The sequence below is a fragment of the Spelaeicoccus albus genome (assembly GCF_013409065.1).
Lineage (GTDB): Bacteria > Actinomycetota > Actinomycetes > Actinomycetales > Brevibacteriaceae > Spelaeicoccus > Spelaeicoccus albus.
The window spans coordinates 2,811,705-2,830,705 of sequence record NZ_JACBZP010000001.1; the positions used below are offsets into that span (position 1 = coordinate 2,811,705).

A 19,001-nucleotide genomic window follows, 5' to 3' on the forward strand; every position below is an offset into this window, starting at 1 on the left:
CTATAAGGTTTGCGCGGAATACCTTTTGGAATCGTAGCATCCGTGCGCCCGCCGCGTTTGAGGAACTAGTGTGTAATCGACACGACATGCACGTTCCCGACGACACCGCACGCGGCGGTCAAAGGAGTAGTAATGACTGACGAATCCGGCACGGCTCCGACCGGCGGCGAATACTGGTACAACACGAAGACGGGTGCCGTCGAAGAAGGCCATCAAAGCAGCTGGCCGCATTTGATGGGTCCGTATCCGACCCGGGAAGAAGCGCAGAACGCTTTGGCGAATGCCGAGCGCCGCAACGAAGAGTGGGACGCCGAGGACTGAATGGACAGGCAACAAGAGTTCGTACTGCGCGCCGTCGAAGAGCGCGACGTCCGCTTCATCCGGCTGTGGTTCTCCGACGTCCTCGGCCAGCTGAAATCCGTGGCCATCGCACCGGCCGAATTGGAGGGCGCGTTTTCCGAAGGAATCGGATTCGACGGGTCGTCCATTGAGGGCCTGACCCGCGTGTTCGAGTCCGACATGGTGCTGGTGCCCGATCCGTCCACGTTCCAACTGCTGCCGTGGCGCGGCGAGGTCGAGGCGACGGCCCGCATGTTCTGCGATGTCTGGGGCACCGACGGGCAACCGGCAGCCGCGGACCCGCGCAATGTGCTCAAACGTGCCATGGACAAGGCGGCCGCGCTCGGGTTCTCGTATTACATTCACCCCGAGATCGAGTTCTATTTGTTCAAATCGGCAACGCTGAAGAACGGGACGCCCGAGCCCACCGATTCGGCGGGCTACTTCGATCACGTGCCCGGCGGCACCGCGCACGACTTTCGCCGGGCCGCCGTGACCATGCTCGAATCAATGGGGATCTCGGTCGAGTTCTCGCACCACGAAGGCGGACCGGGCCAGAACGAGATCGACTTGCGCTATGCTGACGCTCTGACCATGGCCGATAACGTGATGACGTTCCGCGCGGTCGTCAAGGAAGTGGCCCTGCAGCAAGGAGTGCATGCGTCCTTCATGCCCAAGCCGTTGTTCGGCCAGGCCGGATCGGGCATGCACACCCACCTGTCGCTTTTCGAAGGCGAGAACAATGCGTTTTACGAATCCGGCTCGCAGTACCGGCTGTCCAAGACCGCCAGGCAGTTCATTGCCGGGCTCTTGCACCATTCCACCGAGATCGCTGCGGTGACCAACCAATACGTGAATTCGTATAAGCGGATCTGGTCGGGCGACGAGGCGCCCAGTTATGTCTGCTGGGGCCACAACAACCGTTCGGCGTTGATCCGCGTGCCGCAGTACAACTCGGGGAAGAGCAGCTCGGCGCGCATCGAATACCGAATCGTCGACAGCGCCGCCAATCCGTACCTGGCTTTCGCAGCCATCCTGATGGCCGGCCTGCACGGCATCGAGGAAGACATGGACCTGCCGCCCGGGGCCGACGACGACGTGTGGGCCCTTTCCCGCGCCGAACGCCGTGCGCTCGGGATCGAGCCGATGCCGTCGAGCCTTGAACACGCACTCGACATCATGGAATCGTCCGATCTGGTCGCCGAAACCCTGGGCGAGCAAGTGTTCGACTTTTTCCTCCGCAATAAACAGCAGGAGTGGGACGCATACCGCGCACAGGTCACGCCGTTCGAACTGACCCGGCACTTTGGCACGCTCTGACCCGTCGACCCGGTCCCGGCTGACGCGGGCCGGATTCTACGACGTCGAAAAGTCCGAGCGGTTCTACTCGGCGCTGCTGAGCGAACCGGCGATCGGCGACGTCGACGTGAACGAATTCGCGCGCGCGGCATCGCCGGACGACGCACTGCTCGGCTTGCTCCGCCTGGCCGAGGCTGTCCGGACGGACGGGCGCGACGACGGCGTCGGCGAACTTGCCGCCGCCTGGACGGACGACCCGGAGTTGGTGCGGCGGCTGATCACCACGCTCGGCGCCTCGACCGGCTTGGTGGACCACGTCGTCCGGCACCCGGCCGATTGGCGCCTGCTGGCCGGCGATGAGGGCACGCTGCTGCTGGGGAGGCCGGGCTGCACGCCCGCCCAGCTGCGCACTGCGCTGCTGGACGCCGTCGGCGCCGATCCCGCTGCGGACGTCCCGGTCGCAGCAGGCGGCGGCGAGGAACAGTGGACGGCACTGCGCGGACGCTATCGCCAACTGTTGTTGCAGCTCGTGGCCGACGATTCGGCGTCGCTGCAGCCCACCGCAATAGTCCCGGAGGTCGCGCGCATCCTTGCCGATATGGCCGCAGCCGCGTTGGAGGCCTCACTGGCGGTGGCGCGCGCCGCCATCGGGCCGGAGCACGCGAAAGTGCGGTTGGCCGTCATCGGCATGGGAAAGACCGGCGGACGGGAACTCAATTACGTCTCGGACGTCGATGTGATCTACGTGGTCGAGCCGGCCGGCCCGCCCGGATCGGCCGACGACGACGAAGTCCGCGAGATCGGCACGCACTTGGCCACTCAGCTGGCGGCGGCCTGCGCGGCGCCGTCCACCGAGCCGGCCCTGTGGGCGGTGGACGCCGCGCTTCGGCCCGAGGGCAAGAACGGACAGCTGGTGCGCACCCTGGACGAGCACCGACATTACTACGATCACTGGGCCAAATCCTGGGAATTCCAGGCATTGCTCAAAGCACGGCCCGTGGCCGGCGACGCCGAGCTGGGGCAGGCGTACTACGAGGCGCTGAACCCGCTTGTGTGGGAAGCCAGCCGCCGCGACGGCTTCGTTGACTCGGTGCGGGCCATGCGGACCCGGGTCACCGACAACATTCCGGACCGTGACGTGCCCCAGCAGCTCAAACTCGGGCCCGGCGGCCTGCGGGACGTCGAATTTTCGGCTCAGCTGCTGCAAATGGTGCACGGCAGCGCCGACGAGTCACTGCGCGCGCCCAATACGTGGGATGCCCTCGAGGCGTTGAAAGCCGGCGGTTACATCGGCCGCGACGACGGAGCCGAACTCGACGCCGGTTACCGGTTTCTGCGGGTGATCGAACACCGTCTCCAAATGTCCAGGCTGCGGCGCACCCACCTGGTGCCGACCGACCCGCACGCCTTGCGGTCCTTGGCGCGCGGCGTCTATCCGATCGGTTCGGAATCGCGCACGGGCGACCGTCTCGAGGCCTCCCGGAAGGAACTTGCCCGGCGGATCCGAGTGCTGCACCAGCGGATCTTCTACCGCCCGGTCCTTGCCGCGTCGGCGCACCTCACGGGCGACGAGGCAACGCTGACGACGTCCGAGGCCGCAGGCCGACTCGCCGCTGTCGGCTATGCGGACCCGAAGGGGGCGCTGCGTCATATCCAGGCGCTGTCGAGCGGTGTGAGCCGTCGTGCCGCCATACAGCGTCAACTGCTGCCGGTACTGCTCGAATGGCTCTCCAACGGCGTCGATCCGGACGCGGCATTGCTCGGGTTCCGCAAGGTCAGCGAGAGCCTCGGCACCAGTCACTGGTATTTGCGGTTGCTGCGCGACTCCGGTGTGGCGGCCGAACGTCTGACGACCTTGCTGGGCGTATCGCGCAAAATCACCGAACTGCTGTTGGACCGACCTGCCGCCGTGGCATGGCTCGACGATCCCAAAGCTCTTCGCGCCGCCGATCGGCACAGTATCGCGGCGGAAGGCGACCGGACGGCCGCCCGACACGCCACAGTGGATGACGCGATTGGCGCCGTCCGGAGCATTTACACGCGCGAGCTGCTTCGTGTGGCCATCCGCGACGCACTGGCGCTCGGGGAACCGAACGACGTGACCGTCGAGCTGTCGATGATTGCCGAAGCGTCCATTGCAACTGCGTTGACGACGGTACGCCGGTTCGCCGGCGACCCGCCGTCCGCGGGATTTCGCTTTACTGTCGTGGCGATGGGCAGGCTCGGCGGCGCCGAAGTCGGCTACGACTCGGACGCGGACGTCATTTTCGTCTACGACCCGGGCGGTGCGGACGCCGCGGCCGCAGCCGAGTACGCCAACCGCTTGGCCGGCGACCTGATCGCGGCCCTTCGCGCGCCGACAGGAAATGCCGCGATCGCGCTGGACGCCGCCCTGCGCCCGGAAGGCAAGAACGGGCCGTTGACCCGGTCGCTCGAATCGTATGCGAACTATTACCGGGAATGGTCACAGCCGTGGGAGGCGCAGGCACTACTGCGCGCACGAACCATCGCCGGTGACTTCGACCTGGGCGCCGAATACGAAATGTTGATCGAACCGCTGCGGTATCCGGCCGAGATACCCGAGGACGCCGTGCGACAGGTGCGCCGGCTGAAGGCCCGGATGGAGTCCGAGCGACTGCCCAAGGGAGCCGAGCCGGCCCGGCACCTGAAACTCGGCAGGGGAGGGCTCTCTGACGTCGAATGGGTCGCTCAGCTGCTGCAGCTCGAATACGCGCACGTGGTGCCGGGACTGCGCACCACCTCGACCATCCGTGCGCTGGAAGCGGCCCGCGACGCCCAGCTGATCGGCACCGACGACGTCCACGAGCTCGTCGCGGCCTGGACGTTCGCCGGCAGGGTCCGCGGGGCCATGGTGCTGTGGCGCGGACGGCCGGCTGCGTCGTTGCCGACCGAGGGCCGCGATCTCGAGGCGGTGGCCCGGCTGCTGGGATATCCGCCGGGCTCGGGCCGGATCGTCGAAGACGATTACCTGCGCTGTGCCAGGCACGCCCGCCGGGTCATGGAGCGCGTGTTTTACGGCTGACGCGGCTTCGATAGCGTTAAGGCATGCGAAGCGGAATCACCATCCTCCCCGAACATCCCTGGTCGGTCGCGGCTACTTTGTGGAAGCGGGCCGAGGAGTACGGGTTCGACCACGCATGGACCTACGATCACCTGTCGTGGCGGTCGCTTGCGGACGGGCCCTGGCACGCCACGATTCCGACGCTGACCGCCGCCGCCATGGCGACGGCGCGGATCAGGCTGGGCACGTTCGTGGCCTCGCCGAACTTCCGACATCCGGTGCCGTTCGCCAAGGAACTCGCGACGGTCGATGAGATCTCCGGCGGTCGTTTCACGCTTGGCGTGGGCTCCGGCGGTACCGGATTCGATGCCACGGTCTTCGGCGACGACGTCCTGCCGGCGCGTGCACGGCATGCGCGATTCGAATCGTTCGTCACGGCACTCGATCAACTACTGCGACACGAGACGGACGGACCGATCAGCTTTTCCGACGACTGGTACACGGCGCACGAGGCCCGGATGGTCGGTACGCCGGCGCAAGAACCGCGGATGCCGTTCGTGATCGCGGCCAATGGTCCGAAGGGTCAACGGCTGGCCGCGCGCTACGGCTCGGGCTGGCTGACCACGGGCGCCGGCGGAGACGACGAACGAACATGGTGGCGACGCACCGGGGACCTGATGAAGCGTTTCCAGGACGCAGCCGGTGCGGCAGGCAGGCGCGACTACGACGCGTACGTGAGTATCGACGCCGGGCCGGTGTATTCGCTATCCAGCGCCGAAGCGTACCGTGACGCCGTCGGCCGGGCCGCGGAACTCGGCTTCACCGACACCGTGTGCCACTGGCCGCGCCCGGACGGCGTCTATAGCGGTAGCGAGGCGGTGCTTGACGAGATCGCTCCGGCGCGCGAGTGACTGTCGAACCCGGCGTCATTCGGCACGTTCGGCGGTAGTCGGGTAATGCACTCCGAGCTGACGACGGACCTCGTCGAAGATACTCATGACGGCTTGGGTCTCGGCCAACGGCATCAAATCGCTTTCCAACTTGCCGGCCCGGACACAGTCCATGACCTCCCGCAACTCGTACGTGTAGCCGCGTCCGGCCGGTTGGAAACGTTCGGCCCGGACATCGCCGTTCGAATCGGTGAGCACCAGCGTCCGCGGGTGGTTGCCGCCTTCGAACACGTCGAGCCGACCGTCCTCGGCCGCGATAGTCGCGGTGGCGCCGCACCGGGCGACGAGTGAACAGGTGGCGTGCGCGAAAGCGTCTTTGTAGCTGAGTTGCAGATCGCACTGCTGGTCGACACCTTCGGCGCTGAGCTGCCCGACGGCCGTGACGGTCTCGGGCAGCCCGAAGACCGAGACCGGCCAGGTGAGTGTGTAAACGCCGAGGTCAAGAAGGGCACCGCCGCCGGCGTGCGGATCCCAGATCCGGCCGAGCGGCGTCGTCCGCGGCGCCGGAAAGCCGAGGTCGGCCCTTGCCCAGTGGGGCGTGCCCAGATCGCCCGAGTGAACGATTTGCAGAGCGCGTTGGAAGCTCGGCAGGAATCGCGTCCACAGCGCTTCCATCAAGAACACGCGGTTCATCCCGGCCAGTCGCACGAGCTCCGCGGCTTCGAGCGCATCGATGGTGAACGCCTTTTCGCACAGCACGTGCTTGCCGGCGGTCAGCGCATCGTGGACTATCGAGTAATGCTGCCCGTGCGGCGCGGCGACATACACGATGTCGACGTCGTCATCGGCCAGCAGTTGCCGATGGCCGACGTAGGACTTGGTGAACCCGAATTCGCTCGCGAAGGCCTGCGCCGATTCGGCCGACCGGGAGCTGACCGCGTGCAGTCCGGCGTCCGGCAGCAACGCGAGCTCTTTCGTGACGGTTCGGGCGATATTGCCGGTCGAGACCACGCCCCAGTTGAGCGGATCGCCGGTCGGCACGAGCGGGTCGGCTGTCAATTGGGAGTCCCGGAACGTCGAGCGGCCGCCCACGCCGAGCGACGAAGCAGGGTAAGTCATGCGCATACCGTTCAGCCTACGTGGTTTGCCCGGTCGGGGGTTGCTGCCCTACCGACGGGGAATCGCGGGTCAGCCGGGCAGGTCGAGTTTCAGCAGTGCGTTCTCGATCACTTCGGGCAGCGCCGGGTGGATCCAGTACTGGCCGTGCGCCATCGCCTTCGCGTCCAGGCCGAAGGACATCGCCTGAATGAGCGGCTGAATGATCATGGACGCTTCCGGGCCGAGGATGTGCGCGCCAATGAGTTGTCCGCTGTCGCGGTCGGCCAGTAGTTTCACGAATCCCGTCGTGTCCTCGAGAGCCCAGCCGTACGCGACGGCACCGTAGTCGTGTGTTGCGACAACATAGCTGCGCCCGTCGTCGTGGGCTTCCTGCTCGGTCAAGCCGACCGAGGCGATCTGAGGATGCGTGAATACGGCCGACGGCACGTACCGGTGGTCCGAAGCGGTGAGATGATCGGGATCGATCAAATTGGCTTGGACGACCCGCGCCTCGTGATTTGCCACGTGTTTGAGCTGATACGGGCTGCAGACGTCCCCGAGCGCGAACACGTCGTCCTGCGCAGTGCCGCCGCTGAGAACCCGCTGGAACTCGTCGACGGCGATCCTGCCGTCCGCGTGCATGTCGATTCCGGCGTTGTCCGCGCGGAGCAGATCGCCGGATGGACGGCGTCCGCTGGCCAGCAGGAGGGTGTCGGCGGCAAGCGTCGTGACGGCGCCGTCAGCGGACCGGTAGTCGACTTCGACGCCGTCCGAACCAGTGCGCACGGCAGTGACCTGCGCGTTCAGGTGGACGTCCCAGGATTCGCGCGCGCATTCGGTGAACCGTTCGGCTATTGCGGCGTCCTGATGGCGCAGCAGGGGAGCGGAACGGGCCACGACGGTCATCGACGTGCCGAGCGCCGAAAAGACGTGCGCCATTTCGGCGGCGATGTACCCGCCCCCGAGCACGATCATCGACCCGGGCAGCTCAGCCAACCGCATGACGGTGTCGGACGAGTGGATGCGTGAGCCGGGCGCGCCGACTGCGGCTGCATCCAGTCCATCGATGTCGGGGACGATGACGCGGGAGCCCGCCGCTATGACGAATCGGTCAGCCGTGAGGACGCGGCCGCCGGCAGTCGTGAGCTCGCGGCGTCCGGTGAACTCGGCGTGCTCCGGATACACCGTCACATTGGGCAGCCGCTCGCTTCGGTAGGAACGGCCGTCGCTTTCGATCGGGTCGATTCGACCGAAGACGCGTTCACGGATGTCCGGCCATCGCACCCCGTCGACGTGTGCGTCGACACCGTAACGGGAGCTATCGCGTGCCGTACGCGCCACCTCGGCGGCATACACGAACATTTTCGTCGGAATGCAGCCGGTGTTCAGGCAAGTACCGCCGAAGAGTCCTTGTTCGATGATCGCCACCGAGAGGTCGTCGAATCGGTCGTCGACGATCGAATTGCCCGAGCCGGTTCCGATGACTATGAGGTCGTAATGGGTCATGCGGCAAGTCTACGAAAGACCGTCCGACCCAAAACGCGCGGTGGCGTCGGGAACGCCCCGTCAGAACGGGGCGTTCCCGACGCCACCGCGCGTTTTATGGCGCGCCGAGCACGGCGGGCCTACAGGTCGTAGTACAGCTCGAATTCGTGCGGAGTCGGGCGAAGCCGGAAGGATTCGATTTCGTGGTCGCGCTTGTAATCGAGCCACGCTTCGATCAGATCGGGCGTGAACACATCGCCTTCGGTGAGATATTCGTGATCGGCTTCAAGCGCGGCCAGCGATTGCTCGAGGCTGGCCGGGACGACCTTGATGCCCTTGTGCTCTTCCGGCGGCAACTCGTAGAGATCCTTGTCGATCGGTTCCGGCGGATCGATGCGGTTACGGATCCCGTCGAGACCTGCCATGAGTTGAGCCGCGAACGACAAATACGGGTTCGATGCGGGGTCGGGAACGCGGAACTCGAGTCGCTTGGCTTTCGGGGAATTACCGGTGACGGGGATCCGAATGGCGGCCGAGCGGTTCCGCTGGGAGTAGACAAGGTTGACCGGTGCTTCATACCCGGGGACCAGTCGCCGGTAGGAGTTGATAGTCGGGTTCGTGAACGCCAGGAGGCTGTCGGCGTGCTCGACGAGTCCGCCGATGTACCAGCGTGCGAGATCCGAGAGGCCGGCGTAGCCGTTCTCGTCGTAGAAAAGCGGTTTGCCGTCTTTCCACAAGGACTGGTGGCAGTGCATGCCCGAGCCGTTGTCGCCAAACAAGGGTTTCGGCATGAAAGTGGCGGACTTGCCGTTTTGCCAGCTGATGTTCTTGACGATGTACTTGAACAGCAAGAGGTCGTCGGCTGCGTGCTGGAGCGTTGTGAATTTGTAGTTGATCTCTTGCTGACCGGCCGTGCCGACCTCGTGGTGCGCGCGCTCGACCTCGAGACCGAGGTCGGACATCGTGGTGGAGATCTCGTCGCGCAGATCGGCGAAGTGGTCGACCGGCGGGACGGGGAAGTACCCGCCCTTGTAACGGGTCTTGTAGCCGAGGTTTCCGCCCGGCTCGTCACGTCCGGTGTTCCATGCCGCTTCGACCGAATCGAGCGCGTAGAAGCTTTCGTTCGGAGCCGTGTTGAAGCGGATGTCGTCAAAGACGTAAAACTCCGCTTCGGAACCGAAAAAGACCGTGTCGGCGATGCCGGTGCTGCGCAAATGGGCTTCGGCCTTGGCCGCCACTTGCCGCGGATCGCGCGAATACGGCTCGTCGGTGAAGGGGTCCACAATCGAATGGTTGAGGACGAGGGTCTTTTCCACACGGAACGGGTCGATGAATGCCGTCGCCGGATCCGGGATGAGTTTCATGTCGGATTCGTGAATTGCTTGGAAGCCGCGAATGGATGAGCCGTCGAAAAGCAGACCGTTCTCGAACGCCTCGGCTCCGAATGCAGTGGCTGGCATGTTGAAGTGCTGGACGACGCCGGGCAGGTCGCAGAACCTGATGTCGACGTACCTGACTTCTTCATCGGTCATGAATTTCAGTAGTTCGTCAGCGGACTTGAACACGTTGCTCCTAGCAAATCAGATGATCCGGGTGCAGGTCCCCGGCAACGACTCAAAATTACCAGGTGCGCGTATCGAGTCGGTGTCTTCATTGTTTCGTCGAAGTTTCGCGGGGTGCCGATGTGCGCGTGGCGGAAGCCGGTTTACCGGCGCATTCCGGCCGAGTGGTTCGTTGCGGCGGGTCGGTCGGCGATAACCTGGGGGTGTGGTGGACAGACGTGACATCGGAAGCTGGCTCGAGGGCCCGCCGAAGTCGAATAAGCAGAATTGGCCGGGCGAGCGGCTCGGGCGTCCGGAGTCCGGGAAGGGCTCCGTCGCGCGCGTCGGACGACGGCTCATTGGGCTCGTCATTGACTGGGCGATCGCCATCCTGATCTCCCGCCTGGCTTTCGGGGACGCTCAGTGGGCGACGTTGACGGTTTTTGCCGTCGAGCAATTCCTGTTGGTCGGCACTTTGGGGTACGGGATCGGTCACCGCATCGTCGGCATCCGGATCGTGCGCTTGGACGGTTCGTGGGCAGGGCCGCTGCGCGCCATCGTCCGCACAGTCCTATTGTGCCTCGTCATTCCGGCGGTCGTGTGGGACGCCGATCAGCGCGGTGTTCACGACAAGGCGGCCGGCACCATCGCGGTTCGCATCTAGCACCGCCCAGCCAAAAAAAGACAAAACGCGCCGCGGCGTCAAGAACGCGCAGTCATGACTGCGCGTTCTTGACGCCGCGGCGCGTTTTGCGGACGGCTGCAGTGCGAAAGGCGGGGGAGCCGGGGTCAGCGGCCGCGCAGGCCCTTGCGGTCCGGCCGTGCACGCGCCGGGTCGACGCCCTTTGGGATGGGCATGGCCGATGACGGCAGCGCCGTCAAACGCTTGCGCACGGCAAGCACCTCGGCCTTCGTCAGTTCGGGCTTGAGCTTGGTCACTGTACGGTTCAGCTTCCGCAGCGGAACCTGGTTGTCACCGTTGCCGGCTTGAATCAAGTGCACCGGAACGTTCGGAAGTACCCGCGACGTGCGCTTCTTCTCCTTGCCGAGAATTCGCGCGGCGCGCTGCGCCGGGCCTTCGCTGACCAGTACGACACCGGCCTTGCCTGTCGCCCGGAACACCAGGTCCTGGGTCCGCGGCTCAATGACGACGGGCTGCTCCTCCACGGACCAGCCGCGCTTGAGAGTGCCGAGAGCCGAGCCAACAGCACCCGGCTGTCCATCGATCTGCTTGAAAGCGGCACGCTCTGCCATTCGGGCCAGCACGAACATCGCGGCCAGAATGCCGAAAGCGACGCCCAACACTGTGGCGTAGATCGCGTGACCGACGATGAAGCCGGCGACCGCGCCAATGAAAACCAGGCCGAAAAAGGCCAGCAGCATCCACCAGACAACGGCGGGGTTTTGCCGCCGCGTCATCTTGAAGACGTTCCAGATCTGCTTTAGCCGGCCATCTTCTTTTTTGGGCTTATCCGGTTTGGGCTTCCGGGAAAAAAGTCCCCGGACAGACTTCCCCCGCTCATTACTTTCAGGCATGACATCAATTCTAGGGGGTGGACGGAACGAGAACGAGTCGCGACCGTCAGCGACGCGCGCTGAGCAGAGCGGACGCTTCCTGCCGGGCCGGCATATCGCGGTCCAAATGCGACAAATGCTCCGGGATGTCCCACCCGCGGCGGCGCATGGCACCCGCCCACAATTTTCCCGCGCGGTACGACGAGCGCACCAGCGGGCCCGACATGACGCCGAGGAATCCGATCTCTTCGGCTTCTTTTGACAGCGCGACGAATTCCTCCGGCTTCACCCAACGATCGACGGGATGGTGACGCGGAGACGGGCGCAGGTATTGCGTAATGGTGATGATGTCGGTGCCGGCGTCGTGCAGCGCCTGCAGGGCTTCAACGACTTCTTCGTACGTCTCGCCCATACCGAGAATCAGATTCGACTTGGTGACGAGTCCGTTGTCCCGGGCCTTGGTCAGCACCGAGAGCGAACGGTCGTACCGGAACCCCGGGCGGATGCTCTTGAAAATCCGCGGCACTGTCTCGACATTGTGCGCGAGCACCTCGGGCCGCGAGGAAAACACTTCGGCCAGCTGGTCGTCGTTCGAATTGAAGTCCGGAATCAGCAATTCGACGCCGGTGCCCTGATTCAGGCCATGGATGCGTCGTACCGTTTCGGCATACAGCCACGCGCCGCCGTCGTCCAGGTCATCACGGGCAACACCGGTGATCGTGGAATAGCGCAGACCCATATCGGCCACCGATTCGGCCACGCGCCTCGGCTCGTCGGTATCCAACGGCGACGGCTTGCCGGTGTCGATCTGACAGAAGTCGCATCGACGCGTGCACTGCGAACCGCCGATGAGGAACGTCGCCTCGCGGTCTTCCCAACATTCGAAGATGTTCGGGCAACCGGCCTCTTCGCAGACTGTGTGCAGCCCTCCGGATTTGACAAGGTTTTTCAGGTCTTTGTACTCCGGACCCATTTTGGCGGTGGTCTTGATCCACTCTGGCTTCTGCTCGATGGGAGTTTCGGCGTTGCGCGCTTCAATGCGAAGCAGTCGCCGTCCCTCTGGCGCAATAGTCACCCGTCATGCTCCTTAGCGTGTCGAGGTTGTCGATCAGCCGTGCTCCCACAGACTAATACAGATCCGCCGGCGTCAAGAGACGACGTTAGCCAGGTCACCATCGGGGGCTGGACTGCTGCTCGGAAAATACCGCGGCATGACCTCGCGCACGGCAGCCGCCGCATCGTGCGGTGTGACGTCGCGACCGGTCTCTTCACTGAGCGATGCCACGCCGGCATCGGTGATACCGCACGGCACGAACGTCGAGTACGCCTCCAGCGAGTTGTCGCAGTTCAACGCAAATCCGTGCATCGTCACATTTGCTGCTACCCGGATCCCGATGGCGGCGATCTTCCGCGCCGGCCGAGCGCCCGAACCGGCCGCGTCCGCCGGGAGCCACACACCCGATCGCCCTTCGACCCGTTCGCCGGGGACGCCGAACCGCTCGCACACATCGATGAGCATGGCCTCGAGCGTGCGTACGTACTCGACGACGTCGACGGGGTCGGGCAGCCGCAGGATCGGGTAGCCGACCAGCTGTCCGGGGCCGTGCCACGTGATCTTACCGCCGCGGTCGGCGTCGATGACGGGGATGTCGCCGGAGGGGCGTTCCCAGTCCTCGGTACGCTTGCCCGCCGTGTACACCTCGCGGTGTTCGAGCAAAAGCACCACGTCATCGGCCGTACCGGCCGCCACGTCGGCGTGAACGGATCTTTGCAGGGCGAGTGCTTCGGTGTAGTCGACGTAGTCGGGCGCCAGCCCGACGGTGCGAAAGCCAAGTGCCATAGCCGATACTGTACGCCCACCGGTCGCCGAGATTACGGATACGTAAATCATCAACGCTTGTCAAACGATAACAAACAACATCATAATGAAGCATGGAAAAGGGAGGAAGGTCACATTCACCCGAGCTGCCGGGTTACGAGATCCTCCGCCGGATCAACAGGGGCGACGCGATTGCCGGATATCTGGCGACGGATGCGGACGGGCATCGGGTCGAGTGCCTCGTTGCTCAGTCATCCGAAGCAAAGTCGCCGGTCGTCGATGCGCCCGGCGAGCCGGACGTCGCGCACCCCCATCTCGCCGAATTGCTCGACGTCGTCCAGAGCGCCGGCGGAGAGTCCGCAGTCGTCATCGACTATCTGCAAGGGGGCACTCTCTCGGCGCTGGTGCGCGCCGTTGGAGCGTTGAGCCTCGGACAGGTGATCACCGTCATGGAGCCGATCGCCTCCGCCGTCGGGTTCGTGCACGAGCAAGGATTCTGCCACTCGGCAGTCAGCGCCGAGTACATTTTCGTGGCGGCCTCGGGGCTGCCGAAGATCTTGGGGCCGGCCGCCGTACGGGCGTTGGGCGTCGGTTCCGGCGAAACAGCGGACGCCGGCCGGCGCGCCGACGTCCGCGCACTGGGAGCACTGGCCTGGACACTGCTGACGGGGCACGAGCCGCCGGTCGGCCGGATCAGGCCGCCGATCCGCGTGTACCACCCGGAGCTTCCCGAACGTCTTGTCGAGGCCATTGAAGACCCGGCGCAATTCACCGCTGCCGGATTCGCCGAGACCGTGCATACCCTTGCCGTGTCGGAGGCGGACGCCGCGCCGGCCCCGTTGCGGCTCGTCCGTACCGACGCGCGCGAACCGAGCAGTGATGCCCTCACGGCTCAACTACGCCTGTCCGCCGGCGCCGGGCGAGCGGGGGCGGGCCCGCCGACCGGTGCCGAAAAGACAGGGGAGGAGCGATCGGGCCCCCGGCCGGCGGCCGGCCGGCTTGCGGGTATCGGCGCCCGACAACGACGCCGGGGACGGCACAGACGACGCGGCCGCCGCGCACTTGTCTGGCCGGCCGTCGCCGCCGTGCTGGCCTGCGCCGTCGCAGTGACGGCGTTCATGGTCGGCGCGGGTGAATCGTCCGGCCCGGAACCGACCGGCCCGGAACAGATCGGCAACGACAAGACCCTCGCCGCGGAGCCCGCCGGCGCGCGGGATCACACGCCATCCGCGGAAATTCCGGCACACATCGGCGCGGCCGCCGCCTCGGCCAAACCACTACGCGCCGTCACCGGATTGGTCTGGATCCGCGCGGACATGTTCGGGAACGCCGATCGGTCACGGCTGGAGCTACTTGACGCACCGCATTCGACGGCCTGGCGGGAGGACGCCGGCAAGCTTCGAACGCTGAGACGCGCCGGGTCGAAGCTGGAGGGATTGCACATGAGTCTGTTGTCGGCCGAACGGATCGCACAAAGCAGCGCGCGCGCCGTCGTTGCCGTGACCGTCAAAACCAGCGCCTATCGGCAGGTTGACGACGCCGGTCACACCATCGCTCGCAAAGCCGCCGCTATCGCATCGCACCGGCTGACCTTGGTGCGCCGCGACGGCCGATGGCTCATCTCGGCGGTTCGATAGTCCGGCTAGCCGGCCAGCCAGCGGGCAGCGGACCCGATGTCCGGATGGGCGAATTCAAATCCGGACGCCGTCAGCGCGGTCGGCACGGCGCGCGTGCTGGCCAAGATGTCGGCCGCGAAGCCGTCGACCGCCGCGTGCAGCGCCCAGCCGGGGACGGGCAGCGCGGCGGGCCGTCCGAAGGCGCCGGCCAAGGCCCGGATGACTCGCTTGTTGCGCTGCGGCTCCGGTCCGACGAAGTTCACCGGCCCCGAAATCGTCTCGTCGGCGACCACGTGCGCGTATGCCCGGGCAACATCAGCGAGCGTGATCCACGGCCACCACTGCCGTCCCGTCCCGAGCGGTCCGCCGAGCCCGGCACGTAAGAGCGGCAGCATTTTCCCCGCGGCGCCGCCGCCCGTTCCCAACACGATTCCGGTTCGGGCCCGGACGGCACGCACGCCGGCCGGGAGCTGCGAGGCCGCGGCTTCCCACTCGCGGCACACATCCGCCAGGAACCCCGTCCCGATCGGTGCGGCCTCGGTCAGAACCTCGTCGCCCCGGTCGCCGTAGAACCCGACGGCGGACGCGTTGACGAACACCCGCGGCGGCGAGGCGACCCGTCGAACGGCGTCCGCGAGCGTTTGGGTGGTATCAACGCGGGACGACACGATGAGATGCCGATAACGCGACGTCCACCTGCGGTCGGCCACCCCCGCGCCGGCCAAGTTGATCACGGCGTCCGCGCCGTCGATGATGGCCTCATCCAGGCTGTGCCGGGCCGGATCCCACTGTTTCTCGAGCCGACTGGCCGGCGGACGCCGCACCAGACGCACGGTGGAGTGCCCGGCCTCGGCAAGACACCGCTGAAGCTCCGACCCGACGAAGCCGCCGACTCCCGACAGAACTATCTTCATGAATTCATGCTAATCGCGGTTAGGGGCTAAAAATCGTCCCGCCTCGAAGCATAGGGTCGAAATATGAATATCTCCGGAACCGATGGATACCTGCGATTTCCGCACGTGCGCGCCGGCCTGCTCACGTTCGTCGCCGAAGACGACCTGTGGCTGGCCGACACTGACGGGTCCGGCGCGGCCCGCATCCTCAGCCTCGACGCGCCGATCAAGAACCCCCGCATCACCCCGGACGGCCGGTCGATAGTCTTTGGCTGCGTTCAGGGTGCAGCCCCCGAGATTATGAGACTCGACCTGGCCGGAGGGCCCGTCACGCGCCTGACGTACTGGGGCAACGCCAAGACGGCGATGCGGGGCTTTACCCCCGGCGGTGACGCGACGGTCATCAGCGCGTGGGCCGAACCCAACGCGCGCGAGCCGGTGGCCTGGGCCGTGCCCCTGGACGGAGCGGCGGCGCGTCGCCGCGGGTTCGGCCCCATGGAAGGCATTGCCGAAGAGGACGGACTGATCGTCTTGTCGACGGCGCTCTCGCGCGAGCCCGGCTGGTGGAAACGATATCGCGGCGGCACAGCCGGCCGGTTATGGCGCGGCACCAGCGAGGACGGCGAATTCACGCGCCTGGTGCCCGAGGTTGACGGAAACCTCACCGATGCCATGATCGTGGGTGACCGAATCGCTTTCTTATCCGATCACGAGGGGTACGGAAACCTGTACTCGGTCGATGCGGACGGCACCGGACTGCGCCGACATACTGATTTCGACGGGTTCTATGCCCGTCACGCCTCGACGGACGGCACCCGGGTGACGTTCGAAAACGCCGGCAGACTGTACATGCTGGAATCACTGGACGCCGAAGCGGAGCCGCTGTCCGTCCGGCTGCCAAGCGGCGGAGGCATGATCCGACGTCGCCGAATCGACGCGGCAGCGCACCTGGGCGATGTTCGGCCGGATGCGAGCGGGCGGGCCAGCGCGGTCGAGGTGCACGGCACCGTGCACTGGCTGACCCACCGTGACGGTCCGTCGCAGGTCCTCGAGGCGGAAGACGGCGTCCGGTCCCGAATGGCACGACCGGTCGGGTCTGACGCCGTGATCTGGGTGTCCGACGAGGGCGGCGAGGAATCTCTTCGCCTGGCCCGGCGATTGCAGCCGGCGGAGCACACGGTTGCCGAGGTTCCGGGCGGGCCGGTGCGCTATTGCGCCATCGAGGTCTCGGCCGGGGTGCCGGAGGCCGGACAGCCGGTGACGCTGGCCGTCACGACCGAGCAAGGCTCCACGTACCTGGCGGACGTCGACGACGACCTCCGCGTCGGGAGCTGGCGGGAGATCGTAGCGAGCGCGTCACCGGTCGAGCAGCTCGCCTTCAGCCCGGACGGCGCTTGGCTGGCGTTCGTCGATCCGGTCGACAACGAGGGCCGCGGATTTCTGTCGCTGGCCGATGTGAGGACCGGCGCCGTCACCCGGATCACCGATGGGGCGTACCGCGAGCATTCGCCGGTGTTCACGCGGGATGGGAAATACCTGGCGTTCTTGTCCGATCGGAGCCTTGACCCGACGTACGACGCCCAGCGGTTCGACCTGGGCTTCCCGGCATCAACGAAGCCGTATCTTGTGGCATTGGCCGCCGGTACGCCGTCCCCGTTCGGAGCGGCTGTTGAGGGGCGCGCTCCCGCCGGCGGCCCGGATTCCACGGCCGGGAGCTCTTCGGCGAACCCGGCCGCCGAGAAGACGCCGGCAACCGACTCTCCTCGGCCGCGCACGATCGTCGACGTGGACGGACTCGGCGACCGCATGTTCCCGGCACCGGTCGACCAGGGAGTGCTGGGGGACTTGCTGGCGGCGCCCGGCGCGTTGCTGTGGATCCGGCGCACTGTGGCAGGCACGACCGGCGACGGACAATCGGCGCCGGGCGAACCGACGGCGACCGGCCCGGTGCTCCGGTTGGATCTCGGCAGCGGCAAATGCGACACGGTGCACGACGACGCGGACAGTATCCGTGCGAGCGGGGACGGCACGCGCATGGTCGTGCGCGGCGCCGAGAAGGTCCGGGTGATGCCGACGTCGGGCAAGGTTGACGATGATTCACCCGACAAGGTCACGCTTGACGTCGAAAGGATCCGACTCGACATCGACCCGCGTTCGGCGTGGCGGCAGGCATTCGACGAGGATTGGCGATTGATTCGCGACTTCTTCTGGATCGACGATCATGGCGGTGTCGATTGGCCGGCCGTTCACGGCGCGTACCGCCCGCTGATCGAACGCATCGGCAGCGACGACGACCTTGTCGACGTGCTGTGGGAGATTCACGGCGAGCTCGGCAGCTCGCACGCGTACGTGATGCCGCAGCCGGCCACGAGCGACCGCGAAGGCGTACAAGGCCTGTTGGGGGCCGACTACGAGCAGACCGTTGACGGCTGGGTGGTCGCGACGATCTTGTCGAGCGAGTCGTCCGATCCGCTGGCGATGTCCCCGTTGCGAGCTGCCGGCACGGACGTTCGCGAGGGCGACGTACTGGTGAGCATCGATGGTCGGCCGGTGGACCATCGAGGGCCGAACGCCCTGTTGACCGGTGCGGCCGGAAAACCCGTGCTGCTCGGCGTCCGGCGCCCGGCCGATCATGCCGGCGAGGGCGCCGAGAAGGCCCCGACCCGCAGCACGGTTGCCGTGCCGATCGGCAGCGAGGCGCGCCTGCGCTATCAGCAATGGGTGAAGCGCAACCGGGCGCGCGTCGTCGAAAGCTCGCACGGCGCGTTCGGCTACCTGCACGTGCCGGACATGGTTGCCACCGGATGGGCGCAGCTGCATCGTGGTCTGCATACGGAAATGGCGAAGGCCGGCGTGATCGTCGACGTACGCGGCAACAGCGGCGGCCACACCTCGCAGCTCGTCGCCGACCTGATAGGCCACCGGATCGATGCGTGGACGACGATCCGGCACGGCGATCCCAACCCGTATCCGGCCGATTCTCCGCGCGGCCCCGTCGTGATAGTCACCGATGAATTCGCCGGGTCGGACGGCGACATCATCACCGCCGTCTGCAAGATCCGCGGAATCGGACCCGTCGTCGGTACCCGCACGTGGGGTGGCGTGATAGGGATCGACGGCCGGTTCACGCTTGCCGACGGGACGGGGGTGACTCAACCGCGCTATTCGTTCTGGTTCGCCGGCGGACTCGGGTGGGGCGTCGAAAATTACGGCGTCGACCCGGACATCGAAGTCGTATTCGCGCCGCACGATCACAAAGCCGGGCGCGACCCGCAACTCGACCGGGCGCTCAGCGAACTCGGGTCACGGGTCGCCGACAATCCCGGAGTGCCGGCGCCGGATCCCCGCTCCCGTCCGAATCGTGCGCCGGGACCGCTGCCGCCGCGCCCGGGCAGCTGACCGGCCGGGACAGCACCCGGCCATGCGGCCGGACACGGAAAATGGGGCGGTGGCAAATTGCCACCGCCCCATTTGCGTGCCGGAT

General features: G+C 66.2%; 14 protein-coding genes. 7 read left to right on the top strand and 7 right to left on the bottom strand.

Translation table 11 applies throughout. The features are described from left to right. Positions 1-132: 132 nt before the first annotated feature. The 4 genes from BJY26_RS13095 to BJY26_RS13110 are packed head-to-tail and all read left to right on the top strand — an operon-like array spanning position 133 to position 5,571. Entirely contained in the window at positions 133-321 is a 189-nt protein-coding gene (locus tag BJY26_RS13095; protein WP_179428681.1) for an SPOR domain-containing protein, read from the top strand. Continuing rightward, a complete protein-coding gene (gene glnA / locus BJY26_RS13100; RefSeq protein ID WP_179428682.1) occupies positions 322-1,659 on the top strand; it encodes a type I glutamate--ammonia ligase in 1,338 nt (445 codons plus the stop codon). Then, complete coding sequence (locus tag BJY26_RS13105; protein ID WP_179428683.1) at positions 1,646-4,681, top strand: bifunctional [glutamine synthetase] adenylyltransferase/[glutamine synthetase]-adenylyl-L-tyrosine phosphorylase; 3,036 nt, start codon at positions 1,646-1,648, stop codon at positions 4,679-4,681. Before glnA (BJY26_RS13100) ends, BJY26_RS13105 begins: the two co-directional genes overlap by 14 nt. Positions 4,682-4,704: 23 nt before the next feature. Beyond that, positions 4,705-5,571 carry an LLM class flavin-dependent oxidoreductase gene (locus tag BJY26_RS13110; RefSeq protein ID WP_179428684.1) on the top strand — a complete coding sequence of 289 codons (867 nt, stop codon included), beginning with the start codon at positions 4,705-4,707 and terminating at the stop codon, positions 5,569-5,571. A 15-nt stretch (positions 5,572-5,586) separates the two neighbouring features. Here the strand turns inward: BJY26_RS13110 and BJY26_RS13115 are convergent, their stop codons facing one another. From BJY26_RS13115 to glnA (BJY26_RS13125), 3 genes are all read right to left on the bottom strand, one after another. Next, on the bottom strand, positions 5,587-6,669 hold the full coding sequence (locus BJY26_RS13115) for a Gfo/Idh/MocA family protein (RefSeq protein WP_179428685.1): 1,083 nt from the start codon (positions 6,667-6,669) through the stop codon (positions 5,587-5,589). A gap of 69 nt (positions 6,670-6,738) precedes the next feature. Then, entirely contained in the window at positions 6,739-8,154 is a 1,416-nt protein-coding gene (locus BJY26_RS13120) for a mycothione reductase (protein ID WP_179428686.1), read from the bottom strand. A gap of 119 nt (positions 8,155-8,273) precedes the next feature. Continuing rightward, positions 8,274-9,698, bottom strand: a complete 1,425-nt coding sequence (gene glnA, locus BJY26_RS13125; protein ID WP_179428687.1) for a type I glutamate--ammonia ligase — start codon at positions 9,696-9,698, stop codon at positions 8,274-8,276. 202 nt (positions 9,699-9,900) lie between these two features. Between glnA (BJY26_RS13125) and BJY26_RS13130 the strand changes: the two genes are divergently transcribed. After that, a complete protein-coding gene (locus BJY26_RS13130; RefSeq protein ID WP_179428688.1) occupies positions 9,901-10,338 on the top strand; it encodes an RDD family protein in 438 nt (145 codons plus the stop codon). Between the two features lie 125 nt (positions 10,339-10,463). Here BJY26_RS13130 and BJY26_RS13135 read toward each other — a convergent pair whose 3' ends face one another. The 3 genes from BJY26_RS13135 to lipB form a co-directional block, all read right to left on the bottom strand. Beyond that, positions 10,464-11,210 carry a DUF4191 domain-containing protein gene (locus tag BJY26_RS13135; protein WP_179428689.1) on the bottom strand — a complete coding sequence of 249 codons (747 nt, stop codon included), beginning with the start codon at positions 11,208-11,210 and terminating at the stop codon, positions 10,464-10,466. Between the two features lie 46 nt (positions 11,211-11,256). Continuing rightward, positions 11,257-12,264: a lipoyl synthase gene (gene lipA, locus BJY26_RS13140; protein WP_179428690.1), complete on the bottom strand. Its 1,008-nt coding sequence runs from the start codon at positions 12,262-12,264 to the stop codon at positions 11,257-11,259. A gap of 72 nt (positions 12,265-12,336) precedes the next feature. After that, positions 12,337-13,029, bottom strand: coding sequence for a lipoyl(octanoyl) transferase LipB (lipB, locus tag BJY26_RS13145; protein ID WP_179428691.1), 693 nt, complete (start codon positions 13,027-13,029; stop codon positions 12,337-12,339). A 92-nt stretch (positions 13,030-13,121) separates the two neighbouring features. Between lipB and BJY26_RS13150 the strand changes: the two genes are divergently transcribed. Beyond that, positions 13,122-14,645, top strand: a complete 1,524-nt coding sequence (locus BJY26_RS13150; RefSeq protein ID WP_179428692.1) for a protein kinase — start codon at positions 13,122-13,124, stop codon at positions 14,643-14,645. 5 nt (positions 14,646-14,650) lie between these two features. Here BJY26_RS13150 and BJY26_RS13155 read toward each other — a convergent pair whose 3' ends face one another. After that, positions 14,651-15,538 carry a TIGR01777 family oxidoreductase gene (locus BJY26_RS13155; protein WP_179428693.1) on the bottom strand — a complete coding sequence of 296 codons (888 nt, stop codon included), beginning with the start codon at positions 15,536-15,538 and terminating at the stop codon, positions 14,651-14,653. A 63-nt stretch (positions 15,539-15,601) separates the two neighbouring features. Here BJY26_RS13155 and BJY26_RS13160 point away from each other — a divergent pair, with 63 nt between their 5' ends. Then, complete coding sequence (locus tag BJY26_RS13160; RefSeq protein WP_179428694.1) at positions 15,602-18,916, top strand: S41 family peptidase; 3,315 nt, start codon at positions 15,602-15,604, stop codon at positions 18,914-18,916. Positions 18,917-19,001: the final 85 nt, after the last annotated feature.

What these genes read in the sequence shown, in the direction of transcription:
- BJY26_RS13095 (WP_179428681.1), top strand. Translation starts at nt 133, where the DNA reads ATGACTGACGAATCCGGCACGGCTCCGACCGGCGGCGAATACTGGTAC.
- glnA (WP_179428682.1), top strand. Translation starts at nt 322, where the DNA reads ATGGACAGGCAACAAGAGTTCGTACTGCGCGCCGTCGAAGAGCGCGAC.
- BJY26_RS13110 (WP_179428684.1), top strand. Translation starts at nt 4,705, where the DNA reads ATGCGAAGCGGAATCACCATCCTCCCCGAACATCCCTGGTCGGTCGCG.
- BJY26_RS13115 (WP_179428685.1), bottom strand. Translation starts at nt 6,669, where the DNA reads ATGACTTACCCTGCTTCGTCGCTCGGCGTGGGCGGCCGCTCGACGTTC.
- BJY26_RS13120 (WP_179428686.1), bottom strand. Translation starts at nt 8,154, where the DNA reads ATGACCCATTACGACCTCATAGTCATCGGAACCGGCTCGGGCAATTCG.
- BJY26_RS13135 (WP_179428689.1), bottom strand. Translation starts at nt 11,210, where the DNA reads ATGCCTGAAAGTAATGAGCGGGGGAAGTCTGTCCGGGGACTTTTTTCC.
- lipB (WP_179428691.1), bottom strand. Translation starts at nt 13,029, where the DNA reads ATGGCACTTGGCTTTCGCACCGTCGGGCTGGCGCCCGACTACGTCGAC.
- BJY26_RS13150 (WP_179428692.1), top strand. Translation starts at nt 13,122, where the DNA reads ATGGAAAAGGGAGGAAGGTCACATTCACCCGAGCTGCCGGGTTACGAG.
- BJY26_RS13155 (WP_179428693.1), bottom strand. Translation starts at nt 15,538, where the DNA reads ATGAAGATAGTTCTGTCGGGAGTCGGCGGCTTCGTCGGGTCGGAGCTT.
- BJY26_RS13160 (WP_179428694.1), top strand. Translation starts at nt 15,602, where the DNA reads ATGAATATCTCCGGAACCGATGGATACCTGCGATTTCCGCACGTGCGC.